The organism is Asaia sp. SF2.1, assembly GCF_000505765.1.
Lineage (GTDB): Bacteria > Pseudomonadota > Alphaproteobacteria > Acetobacterales > Acetobacteraceae > Asaia > Asaia bogorensis.
Genome location: NZ_AYXS01000001.1, coordinates 164,207 through 183,868, shown reverse-complemented (window position 1 = coordinate 183,868; position 19,662 = coordinate 164,207). Strand labels below are relative to the sequence as shown.

The window sequence follows — 19,662 nt, the reverse complement described above, 5'->3', positions numbered from 1 at the left end:
ATCATGGCCTCAGACGATCAGAAAAGCAGTCCCGCCAAATGGCCTTTCCTTGTGACAGGCTTCATTCTCGTGGTGTTCTGCGGGATCATCCTTGCGATCATTTTCGTGCCAAACCGCAAGGTCTGGACAAATGATGCCTATGTGACGGCCCATTACGCCACCATTGCGCCGCGTGTGCCGGGACAGGTGGTCGAGGTGCTGGTTGATGATAACCAGAGCGTCAAGGCGGGGCAGGTCATGGCACGGCTCGATCCACGCGACTACGAAACGGCGCTTACGCGCAGTCGTGCCCAGCTCGCGCACGACGAGGCGCTCGTGCTCGATGCCGAGGCAGCGGTGGATCGTCAGCCGAGCATGATCGAGGAAAGCAAGGCAGAGGCCGCGCGGATCGAAGCGCAACTCGTCTATGCTAGGCAGAATGCCCAGCGCTATCACAACCTGGCTCAGACCGGCGCAGGATCCGCGCAGGAGCGTCAGCTTACCGATGCCTCTATGCGCGAAATGGAAGCCAATCTGAGGAGCATGAAAGCGCGGATCACGGCAGCACAGGATGAGATTCCGATCCTGCGGGCACGCCATGAGGCGGCGCTCAGGACGCTTAAGATCGACCACGCCGTGGTGCGGCAGGACGAACTCAACCTGTCCTATACCGAGATACGCGCACCGTTTGACGGTATGGTGGGCGAGAAGACCGTTCAATCGGGCAATTACGTATCGCCGGGTGCCGCCCTCATGGCGCTTGTGCCGATGGATCAGCTTTGGGTCATGGCGAATTATCGTGAGCTCGCGCTGCGCCATATGCGTCCCGGGCAGCATGCCCGTATCCATGTCGATGCCTATGACATGGATCTGGACGGCATCGTTGACAGTATCCCTCCGGCTTCGGGTGCTGCCTTCGCCCCGATCGCCCCGGAAAATGCCACGGGGAATTTCACCAAGATCGTCCAGCGCCTTCCCGTGAAGATCGTCGTGGCCCCGAACCAGCCTCTCGCCAAGCTGCTGCGTATGGGCTTTTCGGTCGAGACGACGGTCGATACCCATCTTGAAAATGTCGTGGATGAGCAGCGGCATAGCGCGAACGGGATCACCGCACGATGAGAACGATCAGGCGGGCGGCTGTTCTGCGCGGGGGAATAGCGCTGTGCTGCGTTGGTAGCATGGTTGCAGCCTGCACGATGGGCCCTGATTTCAAACGTCCGGATATGATCTCGCCCGTGCAGTTCGGGGCGGAGCCGCAGGATGTGGCAGGAGCGACCTATGGCGGTCCGGTCGATGTGGCCTGGTGGAAGCAGTTCAATGACTCTGAGCTCAACCATCTGATTGATCGTCTTGCAGTGCAGAACATCGACCTGCAGCGCGGGATGCAACGTATTGCCGAAGCCCGGTCGCAAACACGTATCGCGGCCGCGCAGGGGCTCCCTAGTTTGAACTGGGCCGGGTCCTATACCCGCACCCATCAGAGCGAGACAGGATTTATCTCGCTTGTGCAGCCACGCACTGGCGCGCCGAACGAATATGACTTCTTCCAGAACACGCTTGGCGCATCATGGGATCTCGATCTTTTCGGGCAAATACGCCGCGCCGTCGAAGCCCAGCACGCAGCACAGGAGGCCGCAGCCGAGGCACGCCACGGCCTTGCTCTAAGTACGATCGCGACACTGGTTGACAGCTACATGCAGCTTCGCGGTGTTCAGGACCAGATTGCAATCACCGAGCGGCACATGGCGGTTTCCGATCATGATCTGGCCCTCGTGCAGTCACGGTTTGGCAACGGCGCAGCGACCACGCTCGATCTGGCGCAGGCCCGTACGGAGCAGGCCAATACGGCCTCGGCGCTTCCCACCCTACGCAATTCGGAAAGTGCGCTGATCAATGCCATCGGCCTGCTTCTGGACGAACCGCCGCGAAGCCTCGCGCAGGAACTGGCGCGCCGTGAAGGCACGATGCCGATCATCGTGCCGGCTGCGCCGATCGGGGTGCCCTCAGCCCTGGCTCGCAGGCGCCCTGATATTCGTGAAGCCGAAGCCAAGCTGCATATGGCGACTGCTGGCGTCGGGGTCGCCATTGCTGCGTTTTACCCGGATATTACCCTGACGGGGCAAATGGGCACACAGACCCTGTCTGCAGCGAATTTCTTTTCACTGCCATCTCGTCAGTTTGCGACGGGGCCAACCCTGTCTGTCCCACTCTTCGAGGGCGGACGCCTGCGCGGGACGCTGGCACTGAGACGGGCCGAGCAAAAAGACGCGGCGCTTACCTACCACCAGACCGTGACGACGGCCTGGAACGAGGTCGACAATGCCTTGACGGCTTATGCCCAGTCCCAGAAACGCCTCGTGCAGACGCGGATCGCGTGGCAGGAGAGCCGCAAGGCCGTTGAAGTTGCGCAACAGCGCTATCGCGAAGGGGCTGTGGACTTCCTCCAGGTCGACACGGCGGAGGCTGCGGCGCTGGCCGCGGAGGCGACTTTCTCGGCCAACAGAATTCAGATTGCGACCGCTTTCGTCTCTCTTTATCGGGCACTGGGTGGAGGTTGGGAGTATCCGGAATTTTCGGAGGATAAAGCCTCAAAGTCAGCAGGTTAGGGTCGTTGATTTGTCCAGTGTATGAGAAGCTGTATCTTTGGATATTGCTTTATCAAAATTGTACAACTTCCTGATATTACGAGATTCTTGAGTCAAATATTTGTTCCTTCGGGGTGTGAGAGAACAAACATCGATCCTAGCGCGATCATGGTGTCAATCTGAACAAAATATCTTGCTCAGAGTCTTGTTTAGAATCATCGGCCTAGACCGGAATGATCAAGTGGTGCCATAAGGCGGCATGAATGGACGTTCTCATATCGTTCTTGGTTTGGCCTGTGGAATAACGGCCGCGGCGGCAGGCTATGTGCCGTTCACTTTCGCCTCCCTGGGAATGGCTGCCCTGGGGAGCCTGACACCTGATATCGACACCGAACGTTCCATACTTGGCTGTCGCTTGCCTTGGCTTTCGCGAACGCTTTCCCGTTGGGTAGGCCATAGGACAGTTACCCATTCTCTGGCTGTGCCATTGCTGATGGGTCTGGCTGCGATCCATTTGGGTGGAATGGGTGTCCTGCGTTCGGCTCTGGGAAGTTTCCTGATCGGATATGCGAGCCATATCGCAGGTGACCTCGTGACTGGTGGGTGCTGGGCGCTCTACCCATTATCCCGCAACAGGATTTCTCTCTGGCCATATGCCAGGGTTGGCAGCCTGCGCGAATATATGGTCCTGCTTGTCAGCCTCGGGTTGTTGGGAGGCGTGACGTATCATCTCCTGACCCATGAGGCGCGTCAGTCCGGCCATCATACATCAATCGGGTCTCACAGCGGCAAAGCCCGGCGCATGGCTTTTATTGCGTAAAATGGCTCGGACGCCTATGAGCACCTCTTGAAATTCAGCCATTCCGGAGCCCGTCATGACCTCTCCCGATCGCCTGCCCGTCCGCCGGGCGCTTCTTTCCGTTTCAGACAAGGCCGGTCTGATCGATCTGGGCAAGGCGCTGGTCGCGCATGGCGCGCAGCTTCTCTCGACGGGCGGATCGGCCAAGGCCCTGCGTGATGCCGGACTGCCCGTGACGGACGTTTCCGATCACACGGGCTTTCCCGAAATTCTAGATGGTCGCGTCAAGACGCTGGTACCGCAGATCCATGGCGGTATTCTTGGCCGTCGGGACCTGGACTCCCACAAGGCCCAGATGGCTGAACACAATATTGCGCCGATCGACCTCGTTTGCGTCAACCTCTACCCGTTTGCCGCGACCGTCGCGTCGGGGGCAGGCCCGGAGGACTGCATCGAGAATATCGATATCGGTGGCCCCGCCATGATCCGCGCAGCAGCCAAGAATCACGACCATGTCGTGATCCTGACAGAGCCCGCACAATATGATGCGCTCAAGGCATCGCTCGATGCTGGCGGCTCCACACTGGCCGAGCGCACAGCTTGGGCAGGTGCCGCCTATGCCCATACGGGTGCCTATGATGCGATGATTGCCACCTGGTTTGCGGGCCAGCGCGGCGACGCCTTGCCAGAAACCATGACACTGAGTGGCACGCGTCGTGAGGCCCTGCGCTATGGTGAGAACCCGCATCAGCAGGCGGCTTTCTATGTCACCGGTGAGAAGCGTTTCGGCATCGCGACGGCAACGCAGATCCAGGGCAAGGCCCTCAGCTACAACAACCTGAACGATACTGATGCGGCTTTCGAGGCTGTTGCCGAGTTCGACAAGCCGAGCGTGGTGATCGTCAAGCACGCCAATCCCTGCGGTGTGGCCAGCGCCGAGACGCTCGAGGCGGCATGGAAAGCTGCACTCAAATGTGACCCCGTTTCGGCCTTTGGCGGCATCGTCGCGCTGAACCGTACACTCGATGAGGCGACAGCCGAGCAGATTGCCACGATCTTCACTGAGGTGATTGTGGCTCCTGATGCCACCGAAGGCGCACGCACGGCGCTGAGCCGCAAGAAGAACCTGCGCCTGCTCCTGACGGGGGGCGTACCTTCCGCCACGGCTGAGGGCATGACCTTCAAGTCGGTTGCAGGCGGCTTCCTGGCACAGAGCCGTGATGCCGGTCAGGTGACCGAAGCCGATCTGCGTGTCGTGACCAAGCGGGCACCGACCGACGCTGAAATGGCCGATCTGCTTTTTGCTTTCCGCGTTGCCAAGCACGTGAAATCCAATGCCGTGATCTACGCCAAGGATCGTACCACGGTCGGCATCGGGGCCGGGCAGATGTCACGCGTCGACTCAGCGCGTATCGCGGCACGCAAGAGCCTCGACGCAGCCGAGGCCGCAGGTGAGACGGTGGCACTGACAGAGGGGTCGGTCGCGGCGTCTGACGCGTTCTTCCCCTTCGCCGACGGCCTTGAGAGCGTGATTGCGGCCGGCGCCATCGCCGTTATCCAGCCGGGCGGTTCCATCCGCGACCAGGAAGTGATCGATGCTGCCGATGCAGCTGGCATTGCCATGGTATTCACCGGTATGCGCCATTTCCGTCATTGAAACTGGTCTGCGTTGTCGCTTTCCCGACTGCCCGGTGCCTCGGACTGAAGTCGCGCCGGGTAACGGCGCGTCAATCAGTCGGTTGTGAAGGACAGGGCTGAGATAGCTCTCACAGAGGGGGGAAACATGAAGATCAGAACCGGTTTGCTGGCAGGGTTCGTTGCTGCATTGGTGCTTGCGCCTGCGGGGCGTGCCGCTGCTCAGCCTGCGATCTCAGGGGATACGAAGCCTCAGGGGAAAATGTCGCAAGCAGTTTCCGACTCGCTCCCGGCGGGATGTGTTTTCGATCTGACAAGTCTCCCCCGTTTTTCTGGCAAGATAGACCGCCTATTGCCGGGCACACAGGGAGACGCCGTGGGTGCCTTGCTTAGGGATGGCACCGAAATCGAAATGCCCCCCGGTCTCGCCGCGCAGGATCATCACATGCGTGCTGGGGCGACCATCACCGTTCGCGGGCTTGCCGCACCATCGCTTCGTCTCGTCCGAGCTTTCGCGCTGAGCAACGGGCAGGAGCTTTGTGCCTCGCCCATGCCGGAGCTCGTGACGGCAGCGCCCCCCGCCAGCACGCAGGGCCGGATCGCACGGTTGCTGCATGATGGTGATGGGGCGCTGAATGGAGCCTTACTCGATAATGGCACCGTGCTGCGTGTGCCTGCTTCCGGCGCCCGTACCTCTTTCCTGCGTCTCGGGGCACCGATCTATGCGGAGGGTTACGGCTATCAGACGGCCTATGGCAAGTTAGTCGTGGCAAGGCGTCTTGGGCCCGACAGGCTGCAGGCCATTCATGTTTCGGACGAACCGCTTGTCCCGCGCGGCGCTCCGCCGGGATCTGCGGGTTACGATCAGATCGAGGCGCCGGGAGGCACTGAATAAGGTCCCCTCAGCGGTTCAGCTGATGTCTCGATAAGCGAAATGCCGGGTGGCGTTACCATCCGGCATTTTCAGGACGACCCGCCTGGGCGCTATCGATCGCGTGATGTCCTCAAACGATGTCTGACTCACGCAACGCGAGCGTAAGGCAAGGCGACAGGGGGAGAATGGGGGCAACCGTCGCCTGGAAGGCGTGATACAGATCAGCCTTGTCCGGGTAGACCTCGCCTGAATAACGCCCCTGCGCGTCCACCTCATTGCGCCATCCACCAAACTCATGGTCGATCAGTGTGCTGGCGATATAGTCCCAGACCTTGCGATACCATGTTTCATAGGCAGGGCTGCCCGTGCGCTTGAGCAGGTTCACTGCAGCGGTGACGGTTTCCGCCTGCACCCAGTGCGCACGCACTGTCACGACCGGCTTATGGTCCCAGTCGATCGTGTAGATCATTCCAGGATCGCCATCGGGTGCCCACCCAAAGCGCAACGCTGAGTCCAGCAGGGCGCGGGCATCGTGCAGCATTCAGCCGGGGGCGGTCCCCTCGCGTCGCAGCAGAGCGGCCTCTACCTTCAGAGTAAGGTGGGCCCATTCTGCAAAATGGCCCGGTGTCATGCCATAGGGGCGCAGGGGGTCTGTCGTCTTGTCTTGATTGTAGTCCTTGAGGAGTGTCCATTCCCGGTTGAAATGCTCGGGCATGCAGTAATCATGGTTTCCCGCGATCTCGTGCACAAAGCGATGCACGATACGATGGGCGCGATCGAGCCATTTCTCATCCCCTGTGATATCGGCAAGGGCGAGGCAGGATTCTGTCGAATGCATGTTGGCGTTCGCACCGCGATAATCTTCCTCGTCGCTCCAGTCGAAGGCGAAGCTCTCACGCATGACGCCTTCATCTTCGGACCAGTAATGTTTCTCGAGGACTTCGGTCGCCAGGCTGAGGAGCTTTTCGCCCCCTTCGACTCCCAGCAAGGTGGCAGACGAGCCGGCCAGGGCCACGAAAGCATGAAGATAGGCCTGTTTGCGGCCCTCGCGTGCCGCAGGTGATTCGTACCAGCCGCCGTGATCCTTGTCATGGAGCGGGCCGAGAAGAGCCTTGACGCCATGACGCACAAGCGGGAGGCAGCCCGGGATGCCCTGCAGGGCTGCCATGGAGAAGGCATGGACCATACGGGCGGTCAGGATGCCGTCTGGCAACGCGCCTTCGGGCAGGGTGCCGTCGCGGCCAAGGGCGCCAAAACCGCCCTCCATACGCGATGCCATAGCAAAGCGGAGCAGGCGGCGGCCCTCGGCGGCTAACCACAGGCGATGGGCGGAACGGCGCACCCAGCTCGTTTCAGGCAGAAGCATGGGCGAGAGAAGATCGGTCATAGAAACTGTCCCGTTATCGGCCGCCAAAGGGGCCTCGCATTACATGAACGGCAATGATCACGCATGGAGACGCGTTGAGTTGCGCGACAGAATATTGCGTGTCGTTTCAGGAGAGCGGAAACGGCGAACCCGGAAGGGCTCCGCTTCGGATACGTATAACGCGTGACAAGAGCACGATAACGCCTGTCACGATCCTGCGTCCTGTCTGTTCCGCAGGTCTGTCACAAGAATTCACTATGGCTTGGCATTGGCGCGTCTTATTGTGCGGCATCAACGCGTTAGCGCGTAAGTATTATCGCATCAGGACGACAAGAAAAGACATGGCGCCGTCACAGTCAGTAAATCTGCCCCCGGTTGATCTTCTTGGTTATGGCAAGCTTCCGTTGGAAGTTGCTCGCAACAAGGGAATCTGGCCTGCGCCGCATTACCAGCATTCACTGGTAGCCTGCGCGCGCTGGGAGACGGAAAGCGTCGTGGAATGGCTCACCTATCATCGGTCGATCGGGTTCGACCATGTCTATCTGTACTGTAACGATGATGATCCGACGGCACTCTATGAAGCGGTGATGCCTTTCATTATCGCCGAAAAGCCATTCGTGACCTTCCATCACTATCGCTATGTGGGCGAGCAGTTTCAGATGTATCGCCACTTTCTGCGCCACCATGTGCATGAGACGCGCTGGTTGATGTTTCTGGATATCGATGAGTTTGTGTGTTTGCCGGGCAGCAACGACATCAGCAGTGTAAGCACCCGTTTCGGTGCAGATCACGACGCGGTCTATCTCAACTGGTGTGGCTATGGCCATGGTGGTCATGTCGAGCGGCCAGCCGGAAGTGTCCTGCGTCATTACCGCTATCGCGAGAGCGGTGCCTCACCTTTTACCAAGATCCTCGCCAAGGCGGAGGCCGTGTCCTATCGGCGTGCCTGCGAGAACCCGCATGTGGCCATTCATCATGATCTATTCGGCCTGGGCGCGCCGCTGCGCGCCTGCAACATGCTCGGTGAATCGATGGAGGGTTATTACGATAACTTCCCTAACCACGCGTGGTCTTTTCTGAACGCCGACAATAGGCGTGAGCGCCTCGTTCAGGCTGGCTATATCGCGCATTTCAATATCCGCTCGGAACAGGATTTCATGCGTCGTGTTGCCCGCGGATGCCAGGGAGACTTCGCTGCCCAGACCCATTGGCAGAACAAGAATGCCCAGGAGCGGGCCGAGTATCACGCTGCAACCAATGCCGTGCTCGATACCTATCTGTCCGACTATTGGGGGGCGATGATCGGCAAGGGATGGCAGACGAGCATCGTGCCCTGCTCGCAATGGGATCTCCTTTCGAGAGGAAAGCGCGCCACGCAGAGTTCCACCATGCATCAAGGCTCGCGCGATGACGATGCCAGTCGGGCCGTATCAGGTTTCCTGACGGGACACCCGCAGCATCACACGACCCTTGAAGACAACCCCTGGTGGATGGTTGATCTGGAAGTGCTTAGCCACATTCATCAGATCATGATTTTCAACCGGTTGGATGGCGTGATGGAGCGGCTGGCGAGCTTCAAGGTCGAAGTTTCGCATGATCGCATCATATGGAAAACGATTATCGATCGGCAGGACGGCCCGGTCTTCGGCGGGCTTGACGGGACGCCATTCAACTGGATCGACGAGGCGGGCGTTCTCGGGCGCTTCGTTCGTGTCACCATACCGGGCAAGCAGGTCTATCTGCAGACCGATCAGATTGAGATTTTTGGCTGCGAATTTTCTCTTGACGACTTTAAGGCCGCCAACGCGCCTGACTAGGGCGCATCACGGCGCGGTATCGCCACGGGAGGTCAAGGCAGCGCCCTTTTTGCAAGAAACGTGCCAAGGTGGCCTTGGAAAAAGCCGCAATGTTCCCATGTTCAAGTTATGACGAGGCGAGAACTGCCTGAGAGGGGTTCTCGTTGTCGTAACCAGCCGCCTTTACGGGGCATAGGAGCATTGCGAAAACATGAATATTGAGAAATTTACCGAGCGTAGCCGCGGTTTTCTTCAAGCCGCTTCGACAATTGCACTACGCGACTTCCACCAGCAGTTGACCCCCGAGCACCTTTTGAAAGCGTTGCTCGATGATCCTGAGGGCGCTGCCTCGGGCCTGATCCGCGCAGCCGGGGGTACACCCGAAGCAGTCCGCAAAGCCAATGATGCCGCACTGGCTCGTATTCCTAGGGTGCAGGGCGGCGGGGCCGGTCAGCCTCAGGCAACGCCTGACCTTGTGCGTGTACTCGATAGTGCTGAGCAGGATGCCCAGCGTGCCGGTGACAGCTTCGTTGCGCAGGATCGTCTGCTCGTGGCGCTTGCTGCCAGCAAGACCGGCGCTGGACAGGCCCTGGGCGAAGGTAAGGCCGATGCGAAGGCCCTTGAGCGTGCAGTGGCGGAATTGCGCAAGGGACGCGTGGTCGATAGCGCCAACGCCGAGGCGGGCTTCGATGCCCTCAAGAAATATGCGCGGGATGTGACGGCCGTGGCCCAATCGGGCAAGCTCGATCCGGTGATCGGTCGTGACGAGGAAATCCGTCGCGCCATTCAGGTTCTGGCACGCCGCACCAAGAACAATCCTGTGCTGATTGGTGAGCCCGGTGTGGGCAAGACCGCCATCGTGGAAGGTCTGGCGCTGCGTATTGTCAATGGCGACGTGCCGGAAGCGCTGCGCAACAAGAAGCTGCTCTCGCTCGATATGGGTGCCCTGGTGGCCGGCGCGAAATATCGCGGTGAATTTGAGGAGCGCCTGAAAGCCGTTCTCAAGGAAATCGAAAGCGCCGAGGGGCAGGTGATCCTGTTCATCGACGAGATGCACACGCTCGTGGGCGCGGGACGCTCCGATGGCGCAATGGATGCGTCGAACCTGATCAAGCCGGAGCTTGCACGCGGCGTGCTGCATTGTATCGGTGCCACCACCCTCGACGAGTATCGCAAATACATCGAGAAAGATGCGGCGCTCGCTCGTCGTTTTCAGCCGGTCTTTGTGGGTGAGCCCTCGGTTGCTGATACCATCTCGATCCTGCGTGGCATCAAGGAAAAATACGAGCTGCATCACGGTGTGCGTATCACCGATGGTGCACTCGTGGCTGCCGCGACGCTGTCCAATCGCTACATCACGGATCGGTTCCTGCCGGACAAGGCTATTGACCTCGTGGATGAGGCGGCAAGCCGCCTGCGTATGCAGATCGATAGCAAGCCCGAGGCGCTCGATGAACTCGACCGTCGTATCATCCAGCTCAAGATCGAGCGCGAGGCGATCCGCAAGGAAGAGGACAGCGCGAGCCGCGAGCGTCTGGTGAAGCTAGAAGCCGAGCTGGCCGACCTGCAGGAGCAGTCGGACACCATGAGCGCTGCTTGGCATGCCGAAAAGGACCGGGTGAATGCAGTTCAGAAGCTCAAGGAGCAGCTTGATCAGGCGCGTTCGGATGTCGATATTGCTCAACGCAAGGGTGATCTCGGCAAGGCGTCCGAGCTTATGTATGCGACGATCCCAGGCCTTGAGCGTCAGATTGAAGAAGCCCAACAGGTCGAGCAGCAGGATGCCGCTCAGGCAGGATTGTTCAGCGAGGCTGTGACCGACCAGGGAATTGCCTCTGTCGTGTCGCGCTGGACAGGTGTACCGGTGGACCGGATGCTGGAAGGTGAGCGCGCCAAGCTGGTGCGTATGGAGGATGAACTTCGTGAGCGCGTGGTTGGTCAGGAGCCTGCGCTCAAGGCGGTGTCCAACGCGGTGCGTCGTGCCCGTGCAGGTTTGCAGGATCCCAATCGCCCCATCGGTTCGTTCCTCTTCCTCGGTCCGACCGGCGTCGGCAAGACCGAACTGGCCAAGGCGCTGGCGCAGTTCCTGTTTGACGACGATCGCGCCATGCTGCGCGTGGATATGAGCGAGTTCATGGAGAAGCACGCCGTATCCCGCCTGGTGGGTGCGCCTCCCGGCTATGTCGGCTACGAAGAGGGTGGCGTGCTGACCGAGGCGGTCCGTCGCAGGCCGTATCAGGTCATCCTGTTTGACGAGGTCGAGAAGGCGCATGAGGATGTTTTCAACATCCTGCTGCAGGTGCTCGATGACGGCCGTCTGACGGACGGGCAGGGGCGTGCGGTGGATTTCCGCAACACGATCATCATCCTGACCTCCAATCTCGGCTCGGACATACTGGCGCAGCAGCCCGATGGGGAGAGCACGGACCTCGTGCAGGCACAGGTCATGGCGGTGGTGCGCAATCATTTCCGCCCTGAATTCCTGAACCGTCTGGACGAGATCGTTCTGTTCTCTCGTCTGCAGCGGGCAGATATGAACCGTATCGTCGCCATTCAGCTTAAGCGCCTGCGTGAGCTGCTGGCCGACCGCAAGATCACGCTCGATCTGGATCAGGCGGCAGATAACTGGCTGGCAGAGTCCGGTTATGATCCGGTTTACGGCGCGCGCCCGCTCAAGCGCGTCATACAGCGCAGCCTGCAGAACACGCTGGCAGGGCTGCTCCTGGATGGGACGATCTTTGATGGTCAGACCGTGCATGTCTCGGCCAACGACAAAGGGCTGGTCATCAATGGCCAGCAGGCCGAGCTGAACTGATTGGCCGCAGGGCCATTGCCATGCCGTAGGCCGGTTCATCCGGCGAGCGGTATGGCGAAGGAAGGCATCTCGAGAAAAGGGGGCGCACCTATGGCCGGGTGCGCCCCCTTTTCGTTTAATGAACGCTGCCCGAAAGGGGCGTCGCTGTTATCCGGGCATACCTGTGCCACCAGTTATGCCGTAGATCTGTCCGGTGATGTAACTTCCCTCCGTGGAGGCGAGCGTGACATAGACCGGTGCGATCTCCGCTGGCTGGCCCGGACGCCCCATCGGCACCGTGGTCCCGTATTTCTCGACGGCGGACATGGGCTGGCCGCCACAGACCTGTAGTGGTGTCCAGAAAGGTCCGGGCGCCACGGCATTGATGCGTATGCCCTTTGGCAGAAGCTGCTTGGCCAGAGATTTGGTCAGGTTGGCGATGCCAGCTTTTGTAAGGCTGTAATCAATGATGATTTCCGACGGGTTATAGGCGTTGGAAGAGGCTGTGTTCACGATGGCGCTGCCCGGTGGCATATGGGGGATAGCTGCCTTGATGATCCAGAATAGCGCATAGAGATTGGTCTTGAGTGTCCAGTCGAATTCCTCGGTGGAGAGTTCAAGGATACTCTCATGGTAGTGCTGCCGACCGGCACAGTTCACCAGCGTATCAAGGCCGCCGAGTTGTGACGCAGCGTCCGACACAAGCTTCTGACAGAACGCCTCGTCGCGAATGTCGCCCGGCAGAGCAATGGCCTTGCGTCCCGCCTTGCGGATGAGGGCCACAACCTCGCGCGCATCTTCTTCTTCCTGCGGGAGATAGTTGATCGCGATATCAGCCCCTTCCCGTGCGTAGGCAATGGCGATGGCGCGCCCAAGGCCTGAATCGCCGCCGGTGATCAGGGCCCGGCGGCCAGCCATGCGGCCACTGCCTTTGTAGCTTGTCTCTCCGCAATCCGGTTTGGGATGCATGCGCGATTGCAGGCCCGGCCACTCCTGGGGCTGAGACGCAAACGGGGCGTGGGGATAGAGTTTCTGCGGGTCGGCCAACGGTGCTGAGACGGCAGTCGCATCTGGCGCAGCCTGCGCACGGCTCGACCCGGCAACCAGCCCTGCAAGCCCAAGCGTTGCCCCTTGCATCATGCTGCGCCGGTTGGTGGCGGGGCTGGCCCCTCCAGGCGTGGTCGTTTTGATGGTTTTCTTGTCGGTCGGATCGGTCATGGCGGCTTATCTCGCTTGCGTCGGGGAAACTGTGCCAGGCAGCCGGCACGGGATGAGAAGTCGCAAGACGGGTTTGGGTTGCTATGCAAAGCGGCCCCGAGGCTCTGACAGGCTTGCCGCACAGGGGGCGTGGCTGGGGCATTTCGGGTCCCTGGGTGGCTGACAGGTGCTTGTCCGGTTGCCCGGTTCCAACGCCCTAGCCGTAGCCCCCTAGAGAGGCTATATTGGCAGCTTGTTGCGAGTAGGAGCGTCACGCCAGCATGTCCGAACAGATCCGTCCGACCGAGTTGCCCGAAAGCCTCGATGACGAAGCCGATTATGGCGCCTCCTCGATCTCGGTTCTCAAGGGGCTCGATGCGGTACGTAAGCGCCCCGGTATGTATATCGGCGATACGGATGACGGGTCCGGCCTGCACCACATGGTGTTCGAGATCATCGATAACGCCGTAGACGAGGCTCAGGCTGGCCACGCGACGCGGTGTATCCTGACACTCAACGGCGATGGTTCGATCAGTGTCCGTGACAATGGGCGTGGAATTCCGACCGATCTGCATGAGGAAGAGGGCGTCAGCGCGGCAGAAGTGGTGCTGACAAAGCTGCATGCGGGCGGCAAGTTCAACCAGAATTCCTACAAGGTTTCCGGTGGTCTGCACGGCGTTGGCGCGGCCGTTGTCAATGCGCTGTCGGAATGGATGGAAGTCCGTATCTGGCGCAATGGCACAGAACACTTCATCCGTTTCCAGCACGGCGAGCGTGACGACGCTCTGGCGGTAATCGGTGCCAGTGACGAGCCACGCGGCACGCTCGTGACGTTCAAGCCGAGCAAGCAGACTTTCACGAAGGTGGAATTCGAGTTTGCCATTCTCGAGCGTCGTATGCGCGAGCTGGCCTTCCTCAATTCCGGGCTCGAAATCGTCCTGCGGGATGAACGTCATGCCGAGAACAAGGAAGTTGTCTTTTGCTATGAAGGCGGGTTGAGCGCGTTTGTCGAGTACCTCGATGCCAGCAAGACCTCGATCGTCACCCCGCCCATCGTCGGGTCGATCGATCATGCCGAAAGTGGCATCAAGGTCGAGTTCGCACTGACATGGAATGACAGCTTCCATGAGACCATGCTGTGCTTCACCAACAACATCCCCCAGCGTGATGGGGGCACCCATCTTGCAGGGTTCCGCCAGGCACTGACGCGTGTTGTTGGCAAGTACGCTGACACGGGGTCATCCAAGAATTCGGCATCGCTTACGGGCGAGGATATGCGCGAGGGCATGACCGCGGTGCTGTCGGTCAAGGTGCCCGATCCGAAGTTCTCGTCCCAGACCAAGGACAAGCTGGTCTCTTCCGAAGTGCAGCCGGTTGTGCACGTCACGGCTGCTGATTCAATTGGCCACTGGTTCGAAACTCACCCGCGTGAAGCCAAGGCGGTCATTGCCAAGGTGAACGAGGCAGCCGCTGCGCGCGATGCTGCCCGTCGTGCCCGTGAACTGACGCGACGCAAGGGTGTGCTGGATGTCTCCTCACTGCCGGGCAAGCTGGCGGATTGTCAGGAGCGCGATGCCAGCAAGGCCGAATTGTTCATCGTCGAGGGTGACTCGGCAGGTGGAACGGCCAAGCAGGGGCGTGATCGTCGTTTCCAGGCGATCCTGCCGCTCAAGGGCAAGATCCTTAATGTCGAGCGTGCGCGTTTTGACCGTATGCTTGGCTCTGCCGAAGTCGGCACGCTGATCACGGCGCTGGGGACGGGCATTGGCCGTGGCGACGTGGAGCAGGGCGGCTTTTCCATCGACAAGCTGCGCTACCACAAGATCGTCATCATGACCGACGCTGACGTGGACGGTTCGCATATTCGCACCTTGCTGCTGACCTTCTTCTTCCGCCAGATGCCGGAACTGATCGAGAAGGGTTATCTCTATATCGCCCAGCCGCCGCTCTATCGTGCCAAGCGCGGCAATGAAGAGCGTTACCTCAAGGATGACGCCGCGCTGGAGCAGTATCTGCTCGACAAGGCGCTGAGCAACGCCACGCTAACCTTCGCTGGCGGCGAAGTGGCTGCTGGCGATGTGCTGATGGAGCGCGTCAAGGCCATGGGCCAGGTGGCCAAGACTCTGACAGCCCTCGCGAGCAAGATTCCTGTCTGGGTGCTTGAGCAGGCCTATGTGGCCAAGGCTCTGTCACTGGGGCATGATCACGCTCAGGAGCGTGCGCCTGTGTTGCAGGCTCGTCTCGATGCGGCATCGCCCGTCAACGAGCGCGGCTGGATGGTCGGCCCCACCGAGGAAGGTGGATTGCGTCTGGCGCGCAGCGTGCGTGGCGTTGGTGAAGTCTATGCACTCGATGCTGCCCTGCTGAAATCGGCAGAAGCACGCTGGCTGGCAGGTGAGGGCAGCCGCGTGGCCGATTATTTCGAAGGCCCGGTCAAGCTTTCGCTGGACAGTCAGGGTGCCGAGCTTTCAGGTCCTGCAATGGTGTTCGACCGCGTTCTTCAGCAGGGGCGCAAGGGCCTTGCCATCAACCGCTTCAAGGGGTTGGGCGAGATGAACAATGAGCAGCTGTGGGATACAACGCTCGACCCGGCCACGCGTATTCTCCTTCAGGTCAAGGTAGGAGATGTAGAAGATGCGGGTCAGGTGTTCTCGACGCTCATGGGCGATGTGGTGGAGCCACGACGCGACTTCATTGTTGGCAATGCCCAGAAAGTCGCCAACCTTGACGTTTAACTCCCCCGGCAGAGGGCTTGCCGCAACTGCGCTTGTCCTTGGTTTCTCGGGGCAGTCATTTGCAGCTGGTGTGGGCGAGGCTATGCCCGCACGCGCTGCAGCCAATAGCGGACAGACCACGGCTGTCTATCGTGTCTATAACCATGGCTTGCATGTCGTCGACGCTACAGCCGATTACACGCTGACAGAGCTTGGATACGGGATCCGCACGACGCTTCATGCTGGTGGCCTGATGAGCTGGTTCATGCGCATGGACATTCAGAGCATGGCTCAGGGACATTTCGATCATTATTGGGTGCAGCCTGTGAGCTATGAAAGCACGGGCTTCTCGCGGGGCAAACATCGCAGCATCGTCCTGCACTATGCCGATAATATGCCCCATGTGGTCACGCTCGATCCGAAGGAATCCGACAGGGAGGCCGTGCCGGAAACTCAGTTGGGCCATGCGATGGACACACTCAGTGCCATGGCCCTTTTGCTGGAAAATGTGCGTCAGACTGGAAAATGCGATGGTAATGCGCAGGTGTTCGACGGGCTACGCCTAAGCGCCATGACGTCGCATGGTCCTTTCAAGGCCGATGTGCCGGGCAGTTTTGGCCAGAAGTTCAAGGGGCCCGCGTTGCGCTGCGATTTTGTTGGGCAGCAGGAAGCGGGATTTATCAAGGATTCCTCCCATCTTGAGGTCATGAAGGCGCCTCACCCCGGTGCTGCATGGTTCCAGGACATTCCAGGCGTTGGTCTGACGGCGGTTCGTGTTGAGTTCGAGCATCCCAAACTGGGACAGATGACAGCAGTGCTTGATCATGTTCCTGCCGTGCAGCCATGAGGCAGGATGCTGAGATCCTGACGGCGGGCAAGGCTGCCATCACGTGCCGTCATATCCCTCCGTCCGACCGGTCTTTGTGACGCTCAATTGGGGCGTGACAGATCATAGATCAGGCGAGGGAGCTCGGCGATACATCCTGCGATAGCGGTAGCATGGGCGCTCATGCTTCGATCGCCGTAACCCCAACTCGCAAACAGCGAAGGCATCGGAACGCCCATCGCCGCCATGATATCATTCTGATGATCGCCGATCATGATGCCACGTGTTGGCTCGGCATGAATCAGGCGCATCGTGTTGCGGATGTGGTCGGGGTCAGGTTTGCGTGTGGCGAAGCTGTCGCCGCCACCTATGGCATCGATCAGGGAGGCGACCCCGAGCTTTTCGAGAATTGTCTGTGCTGCCTTGACTGGTTTGTTGGTGCAGACGACGCACGCGATACCGCGCTCACGCAATGTTGTGAGCATGGCCTGCGTGTCGGGAAAGAGGTGCGTTTTCTCAGTCGCTCTCGGCTCGTAAATTTCCAGAAAACGACGGGTGGCCTCATCGCGATCGATGCGTTTCTCGTCTCCCCCGTAGATCAGCAATCGGTCGACAAGACGATGTGCCCCGTCCCCAATCATGCCCCGCACGGCTTCTTCGTTCGGGAGATGCAGATCATAGGATTTCAGAAGGGCAATGCCACTCTCGGCAAGGTCGGGCAGGCTGTCAATCAGGGTGCCGTCTAGGTCGAATACGGCGGTCATTATCTCGGTGCTCACGGTCGATTTTCCTCGTGATGAGGGAGGCTGCAATAAACAGCAATCCGAAGTGACGGAGCGGGCGTTTGACAGAGCTCCGTCGCGTTGGCTACGCCACGTAATGATATGACATCATTTTCCTTTTCCGACGGCCAGCCCGTCCGCCATCACAAACCGACGACTGCCGTCATCCTCGCCGCAGGACTTGGAACGCGCATGCGTTCTGCACATCCCAAGGCGATGCACCCTCTCGGCGGCCGCCCCATGATCAGCCATCTCATCGAGACGGCAAGTGGCGTGTTCGAACGAATCGTCGTGGTGGTCGGCCCGGATATGCCATCCCTCGAAAAGGCCGCCGCTCCCCGGCCCTGTGTGGTGCAAGTTGAACGCCTTGGCACGGGCCATGCGGCCCGCATGGCTGAAGCGCTTTTCGGAGAGGGCGATGTCGCAATCCTTTACGCCGATAACCCGCTGATCACAGCGGATACGATGCGCGCGCTGCTCTCCACCCGGCGGGCTGAGGGGACATCGCTTGCCTTACTCGCCATGCGCCCTGCCGATCCCGCGAAATACGGACGTGTTATCGTTGAAAACGGCTCCGTCAGAGAAGTCATCGAATTCAAGGATGCAACCGAGGAACAGCGCGCGATTGGCCTATGCAATGCGGGCGTTCTCTGCGCGTCCTCCGACGATTTGCGTCGCTGGCTTGGAGACGTGCGCAACGACAACGCACAAGGTGAATATTACCTGACCGACGTGGTGGCGCTGGCGGCACGCGAAGGTCTGGTGCGCCATTTCGAAGCTCCTGCCGAGGAGCTGGCGGGAATCAACTCGCGGGCCGAGCTGGCGACTGCGGAGGCGACGCTGCAAAAGCGCCTGCGTCTCTCAGCGCTCGAGGCAGGCGTCACCCTGATTGCGCCGGAGACCGTGTTTTTGAGCGTGGACACCGTCATCGAGCCTGATGTCGTGGTTGAACCCAATGTTGTTTTTGGCCCCGGGGTGACGGTGCGCAGTGGCGCGCGAATTCGCGCCTTCAGCCATCTGGAAGGATGCGTGGTGGGCGAGGAGGCCTTGATCGGTCCCTACGCCAGGCTCAGGCCCGGCACGATTTGTGGCAGGGCTTCCCATGTCGGTAATTTCGTCGAGCTCAAGGCAACAGAGCTTGGAGACGGCGCAAAAGCCAATCATCTGACCTATCTTGGGGATGCGCGTATCGGTCAGCGCACCAATGTCGGTGCCGGTACGATCACGTGCAATTACGACGGGGTGTTCAAACACCGTACGACGATCGGGAACGACGTCTTCGTGGGGTCTGATTCCATTCTCGTGGCGCCCATATCCGTGGGTGACGGCGCCTTGCTGGCTGCTGGCAGCGTGCTGACCGAGGACGTGGAGCCAGGTGCGCTCGCCTTGGGGCGGTCAAGGCAGATCAACAAGGCAATGCGTGGGCAGGAGATAGCCTCTACCCTTCGTGCCAAAAAGGAGAATGGCTGATGTGCGGCATTTGTGGCGTGGTCGGCCATCAGAACGCGACACCCCTTGTTGTCGAGGCGCTGCGTCGCCTCGAATATCGCGGCTATGATTCAGCGGGTATCGCGAGTCTCGTAGACGGGCATATTTCGCGCCGCCGCGCGGCCGGCAAGCTGGATAATCTGCAGGCCGTGCTCGACGTGCAGCCGCTTGAGGGCTCGACGGCAATCGGTCATACGCGTTGGGCCACCCACGGGCTGCCGAACGAGGCCAACGCCCATCCACATGCCACTGATCGTGTAGCGATCGTGCATAACGGCATCATCGAGAATTACGAAGAGCTCAAGGCCGAGATGCTGGCGGTAGGGCGGCAGTTCACCTCCGAGACGGACACGGAGTGTGTTGCCCAACTGGTCGATTTCTATCTCGATCAGGGGCTTTCCCCTCGCGAGGCCGCCAGCAAGACATTGGGCCGCCTTCAGGGCGCCTATGCGCTTGCCATGATCTTTGCCGGGCATGAGGGGCTCATGATCGGCGCCCGTCATGGGGCGCCCCTCGCCGTCGGCTTTGGTGAGGGCGAGATGTTTCTCGGTTCGGACAGCCTCGCTCTGGCGCCACTCGCCCGCAAAATCGCCTATCTCGATGATGGCGACTGGTGCGTGCTCAGACCTGATCAGGTCGAGTTCTTTGATGCCGCAAACCAGCGCGTACAGCGTCCCGTACAGACGATTGCCCTCATTGCAGGAACCGTCGGCAAGGATGGCTACCGCCATTATATGGAAAAGGAGCTGCATGAGCATCCGGTCGTGATCGGCCAGACATTGCAGCGCATCATCGATCCGGTCACGCGCGAGATCAATCTGCCGGCT

Annotated in this window: 12 protein-coding genes and 2 pseudogenes; 11 read left to right on the top strand and 3 right to left on the bottom strand. The window is 60.1% G+C overall.

The window, feature by feature from the left end; genetic code table 11:
• Positions 1 to 3 precede the first annotated feature (3 nt).
• The 5 genes from P792_RS21495 to P792_RS21480 all read left to right on the top strand — a co-directional run bounded on the left by P792_RS21495 (position 4) and on the right by P792_RS21480 (position 5,893).
• Positions 4 to 1,098: an HlyD family secretion protein gene (locus tag P792_RS21495; RefSeq protein ID WP_023977312.1), complete on the top strand. Its 1,095-nt coding sequence runs from the start codon at positions 4 to 6 to the stop codon at positions 1,096 to 1,098.
• Entirely contained in the window at positions 1,095 to 2,585 is a 1,491-nt protein-coding gene (locus tag P792_RS21490; RefSeq protein WP_081866784.1) for an efflux transporter outer membrane subunit, read from the top strand. Before P792_RS21495 ends, P792_RS21490 begins: the two co-directional genes overlap by 4 nt.
• Before the next feature lie 238 nt (positions 2,586 to 2,823).
• Complete coding sequence (locus P792_RS0117615) at positions 2,824 to 3,384, top strand: metal-dependent hydrolase (protein WP_051395763.1); 561 nt, start codon at positions 2,824 to 2,826, stop codon at positions 3,382 to 3,384.
• Between the two features lie 55 nt (positions 3,385 to 3,439).
• Entirely contained in the window at positions 3,440 to 5,020 is a 1,581-nt protein-coding gene (gene purH, locus P792_RS21485; protein ID WP_023977309.1) for a bifunctional phosphoribosylaminoimidazolecarboxamide formyltransferase/IMP cyclohydrolase, read from the top strand.
• A gap of 126 nt (positions 5,021 to 5,146) precedes the next feature.
• Positions 5,147 to 5,893 (top strand): hypothetical protein, encoded by a 747-nt coding sequence (locus P792_RS21480; protein ID WP_023977308.1) that lies wholly within the window; start codon positions 5,147 to 5,149, stop codon positions 5,891 to 5,893.
• A 109-nt stretch (positions 5,894 to 6,002) separates the two neighbouring features.
• Here P792_RS21480 and P792_RS21475 read toward each other — a convergent pair.
• Positions 6,003 to 7,139, bottom strand: a pseudogene (locus P792_RS21475) (AGE family epimerase/isomerase).
• Between the two features lie 440 nt (positions 7,140 to 7,579).
• On the opposite strand from P792_RS21475, the gene P792_RS21470 reads away from it, so the two are divergent.
• Together P792_RS21470 and clpB are read left to right on the top strand one after the other, a co-directional pair.
• On the top strand, positions 7,580 to 9,055 hold the full coding sequence (locus P792_RS21470) for a glycosyltransferase family 2 protein (RefSeq protein WP_023977307.1): 1,476 nt from the start codon (positions 7,580 to 7,582) through the stop codon (positions 9,053 to 9,055).
• A 190-nt stretch (positions 9,056 to 9,245) separates the two neighbouring features.
• A complete protein-coding gene (gene clpB / locus P792_RS21465) occupies positions 9,246 to 11,849 on the top strand; it encodes an ATP-dependent chaperone ClpB (RefSeq protein ID WP_023977306.1) in 2,604 nt (867 codons plus the stop codon).
• 147 nt (positions 11,850 to 11,996) lie between these two features.
• Here clpB and P792_RS21460 read toward each other — a convergent pair whose 3' ends face one another.
• Positions 11,997 to 12,968, bottom strand: a complete 972-nt coding sequence (locus P792_RS21460) for an SDR family oxidoreductase (protein ID WP_235075375.1) — start codon at positions 12,966 to 12,968, stop codon at positions 11,997 to 11,999.
• Positions 12,969 to 13,306: 338 nt separating this feature from the next.
• Between P792_RS21460 and gyrB the strand changes: the two genes are divergently transcribed.
• On the top strand, positions 13,307 to 15,760 hold the full coding sequence (gene gyrB / locus P792_RS21455) for a DNA topoisomerase (ATP-hydrolyzing) subunit B (protein WP_023977304.1): 2,454 nt from the start codon (positions 13,307 to 13,309) through the stop codon (positions 15,758 to 15,760).
• The gene (locus tag P792_RS21450) at positions 15,750 to 16,586 is read left to right on the top strand and encodes a DUF3108 domain-containing protein (protein WP_235075362.1); all 837 of its coding nucleotides are present in this window, start codon (positions 15,750 to 15,752) and stop codon (positions 16,584 to 16,586) included. Before gyrB ends, P792_RS21450 begins: the two co-directional genes overlap by 11 nt.
• An 83-nt stretch (positions 16,587 to 16,669) precedes the next feature.
• On the opposite strand, the gene P792_RS21445 is transcribed toward P792_RS21450, so the two are convergent.
• Positions 16,670 to 17,344 carry an HAD family hydrolase gene (locus tag P792_RS21445; protein WP_235075361.1) on the bottom strand — a complete coding sequence of 225 codons (675 nt, stop codon included), beginning with the start codon at positions 17,342 to 17,344 and terminating at the stop codon, positions 16,670 to 16,672.
• Positions 17,345 to 17,449: 105 nt separating this feature from the next.
• Between P792_RS21445 and glmU the strand changes: the two genes are divergently transcribed.
• Positions 17,450 to 18,817: a bifunctional UDP-N-acetylglucosamine diphosphorylase/glucosamine-1-phosphate N-acetyltransferase GlmU gene (glmU, locus tag P792_RS21440; protein ID WP_023977301.1), complete on the top strand. Its 1,368-nt coding sequence runs from the start codon at positions 17,450 to 17,452 to the stop codon at positions 18,815 to 18,817.
• Positions 18,817 to 19,662 (top strand): annotated as a pseudogene (locus P792_RS38125) (glutamine--fructose-6-phosphate aminotransferase); the annotation flags it as partial. The gene glmU and the pseudogene P792_RS38125, both read left to right, overlap by 1 nt.

What these genes read in the sequence shown, in the direction of transcription:
- P792_RS21495 (WP_023977312.1), top strand. Translation starts at nt 4, where the DNA reads ATGGCCTCAGACGATCAGAAAAGCAGTCCCGCCAAATGGCCTTTCCTT.
- P792_RS21490 (WP_081866784.1), top strand. Translation starts at nt 1,095, where the DNA reads ATGAGAACGATCAGGCGGGCGGCTGTTCTGCGCGGGGGAATAGCGCTG.
- P792_RS0117615 (WP_051395763.1), top strand. Translation starts at nt 2,824, where the DNA reads ATGAATGGACGTTCTCATATCGTTCTTGGTTTGGCCTGTGGAATAACG.
- purH (WP_023977309.1), top strand. Translation starts at nt 3,440, where the DNA reads ATGACCTCTCCCGATCGCCTGCCCGTCCGCCGGGCGCTTCTTTCCGTT.
- P792_RS21480 (WP_023977308.1), top strand. Translation starts at nt 5,147, where the DNA reads ATGAAGATCAGAACCGGTTTGCTGGCAGGGTTCGTTGCTGCATTGGTG.
- P792_RS21470 (WP_023977307.1), top strand. Translation starts at nt 7,580, where the DNA reads ATGGCGCCGTCACAGTCAGTAAATCTGCCCCCGGTTGATCTTCTTGGT.
- clpB (WP_023977306.1), top strand. Translation starts at nt 9,246, where the DNA reads ATGAATATTGAGAAATTTACCGAGCGTAGCCGCGGTTTTCTTCAAGCC.
- P792_RS21460 (WP_235075375.1), bottom strand. Translation starts at nt 12,968, where the DNA reads ATGATGCAAGGGGCAACGCTTGGGCTTGCAGGGCTGGTTGCCGGGTCG.
- gyrB (WP_023977304.1), top strand. Translation starts at nt 13,307, where the DNA reads ATGTCCGAACAGATCCGTCCGACCGAGTTGCCCGAAAGCCTCGATGAC.
- glmU (WP_023977301.1), top strand. Translation starts at nt 17,450, where the DNA reads ATGACATCATTTTCCTTTTCCGACGGCCAGCCCGTCCGCCATCACAAA.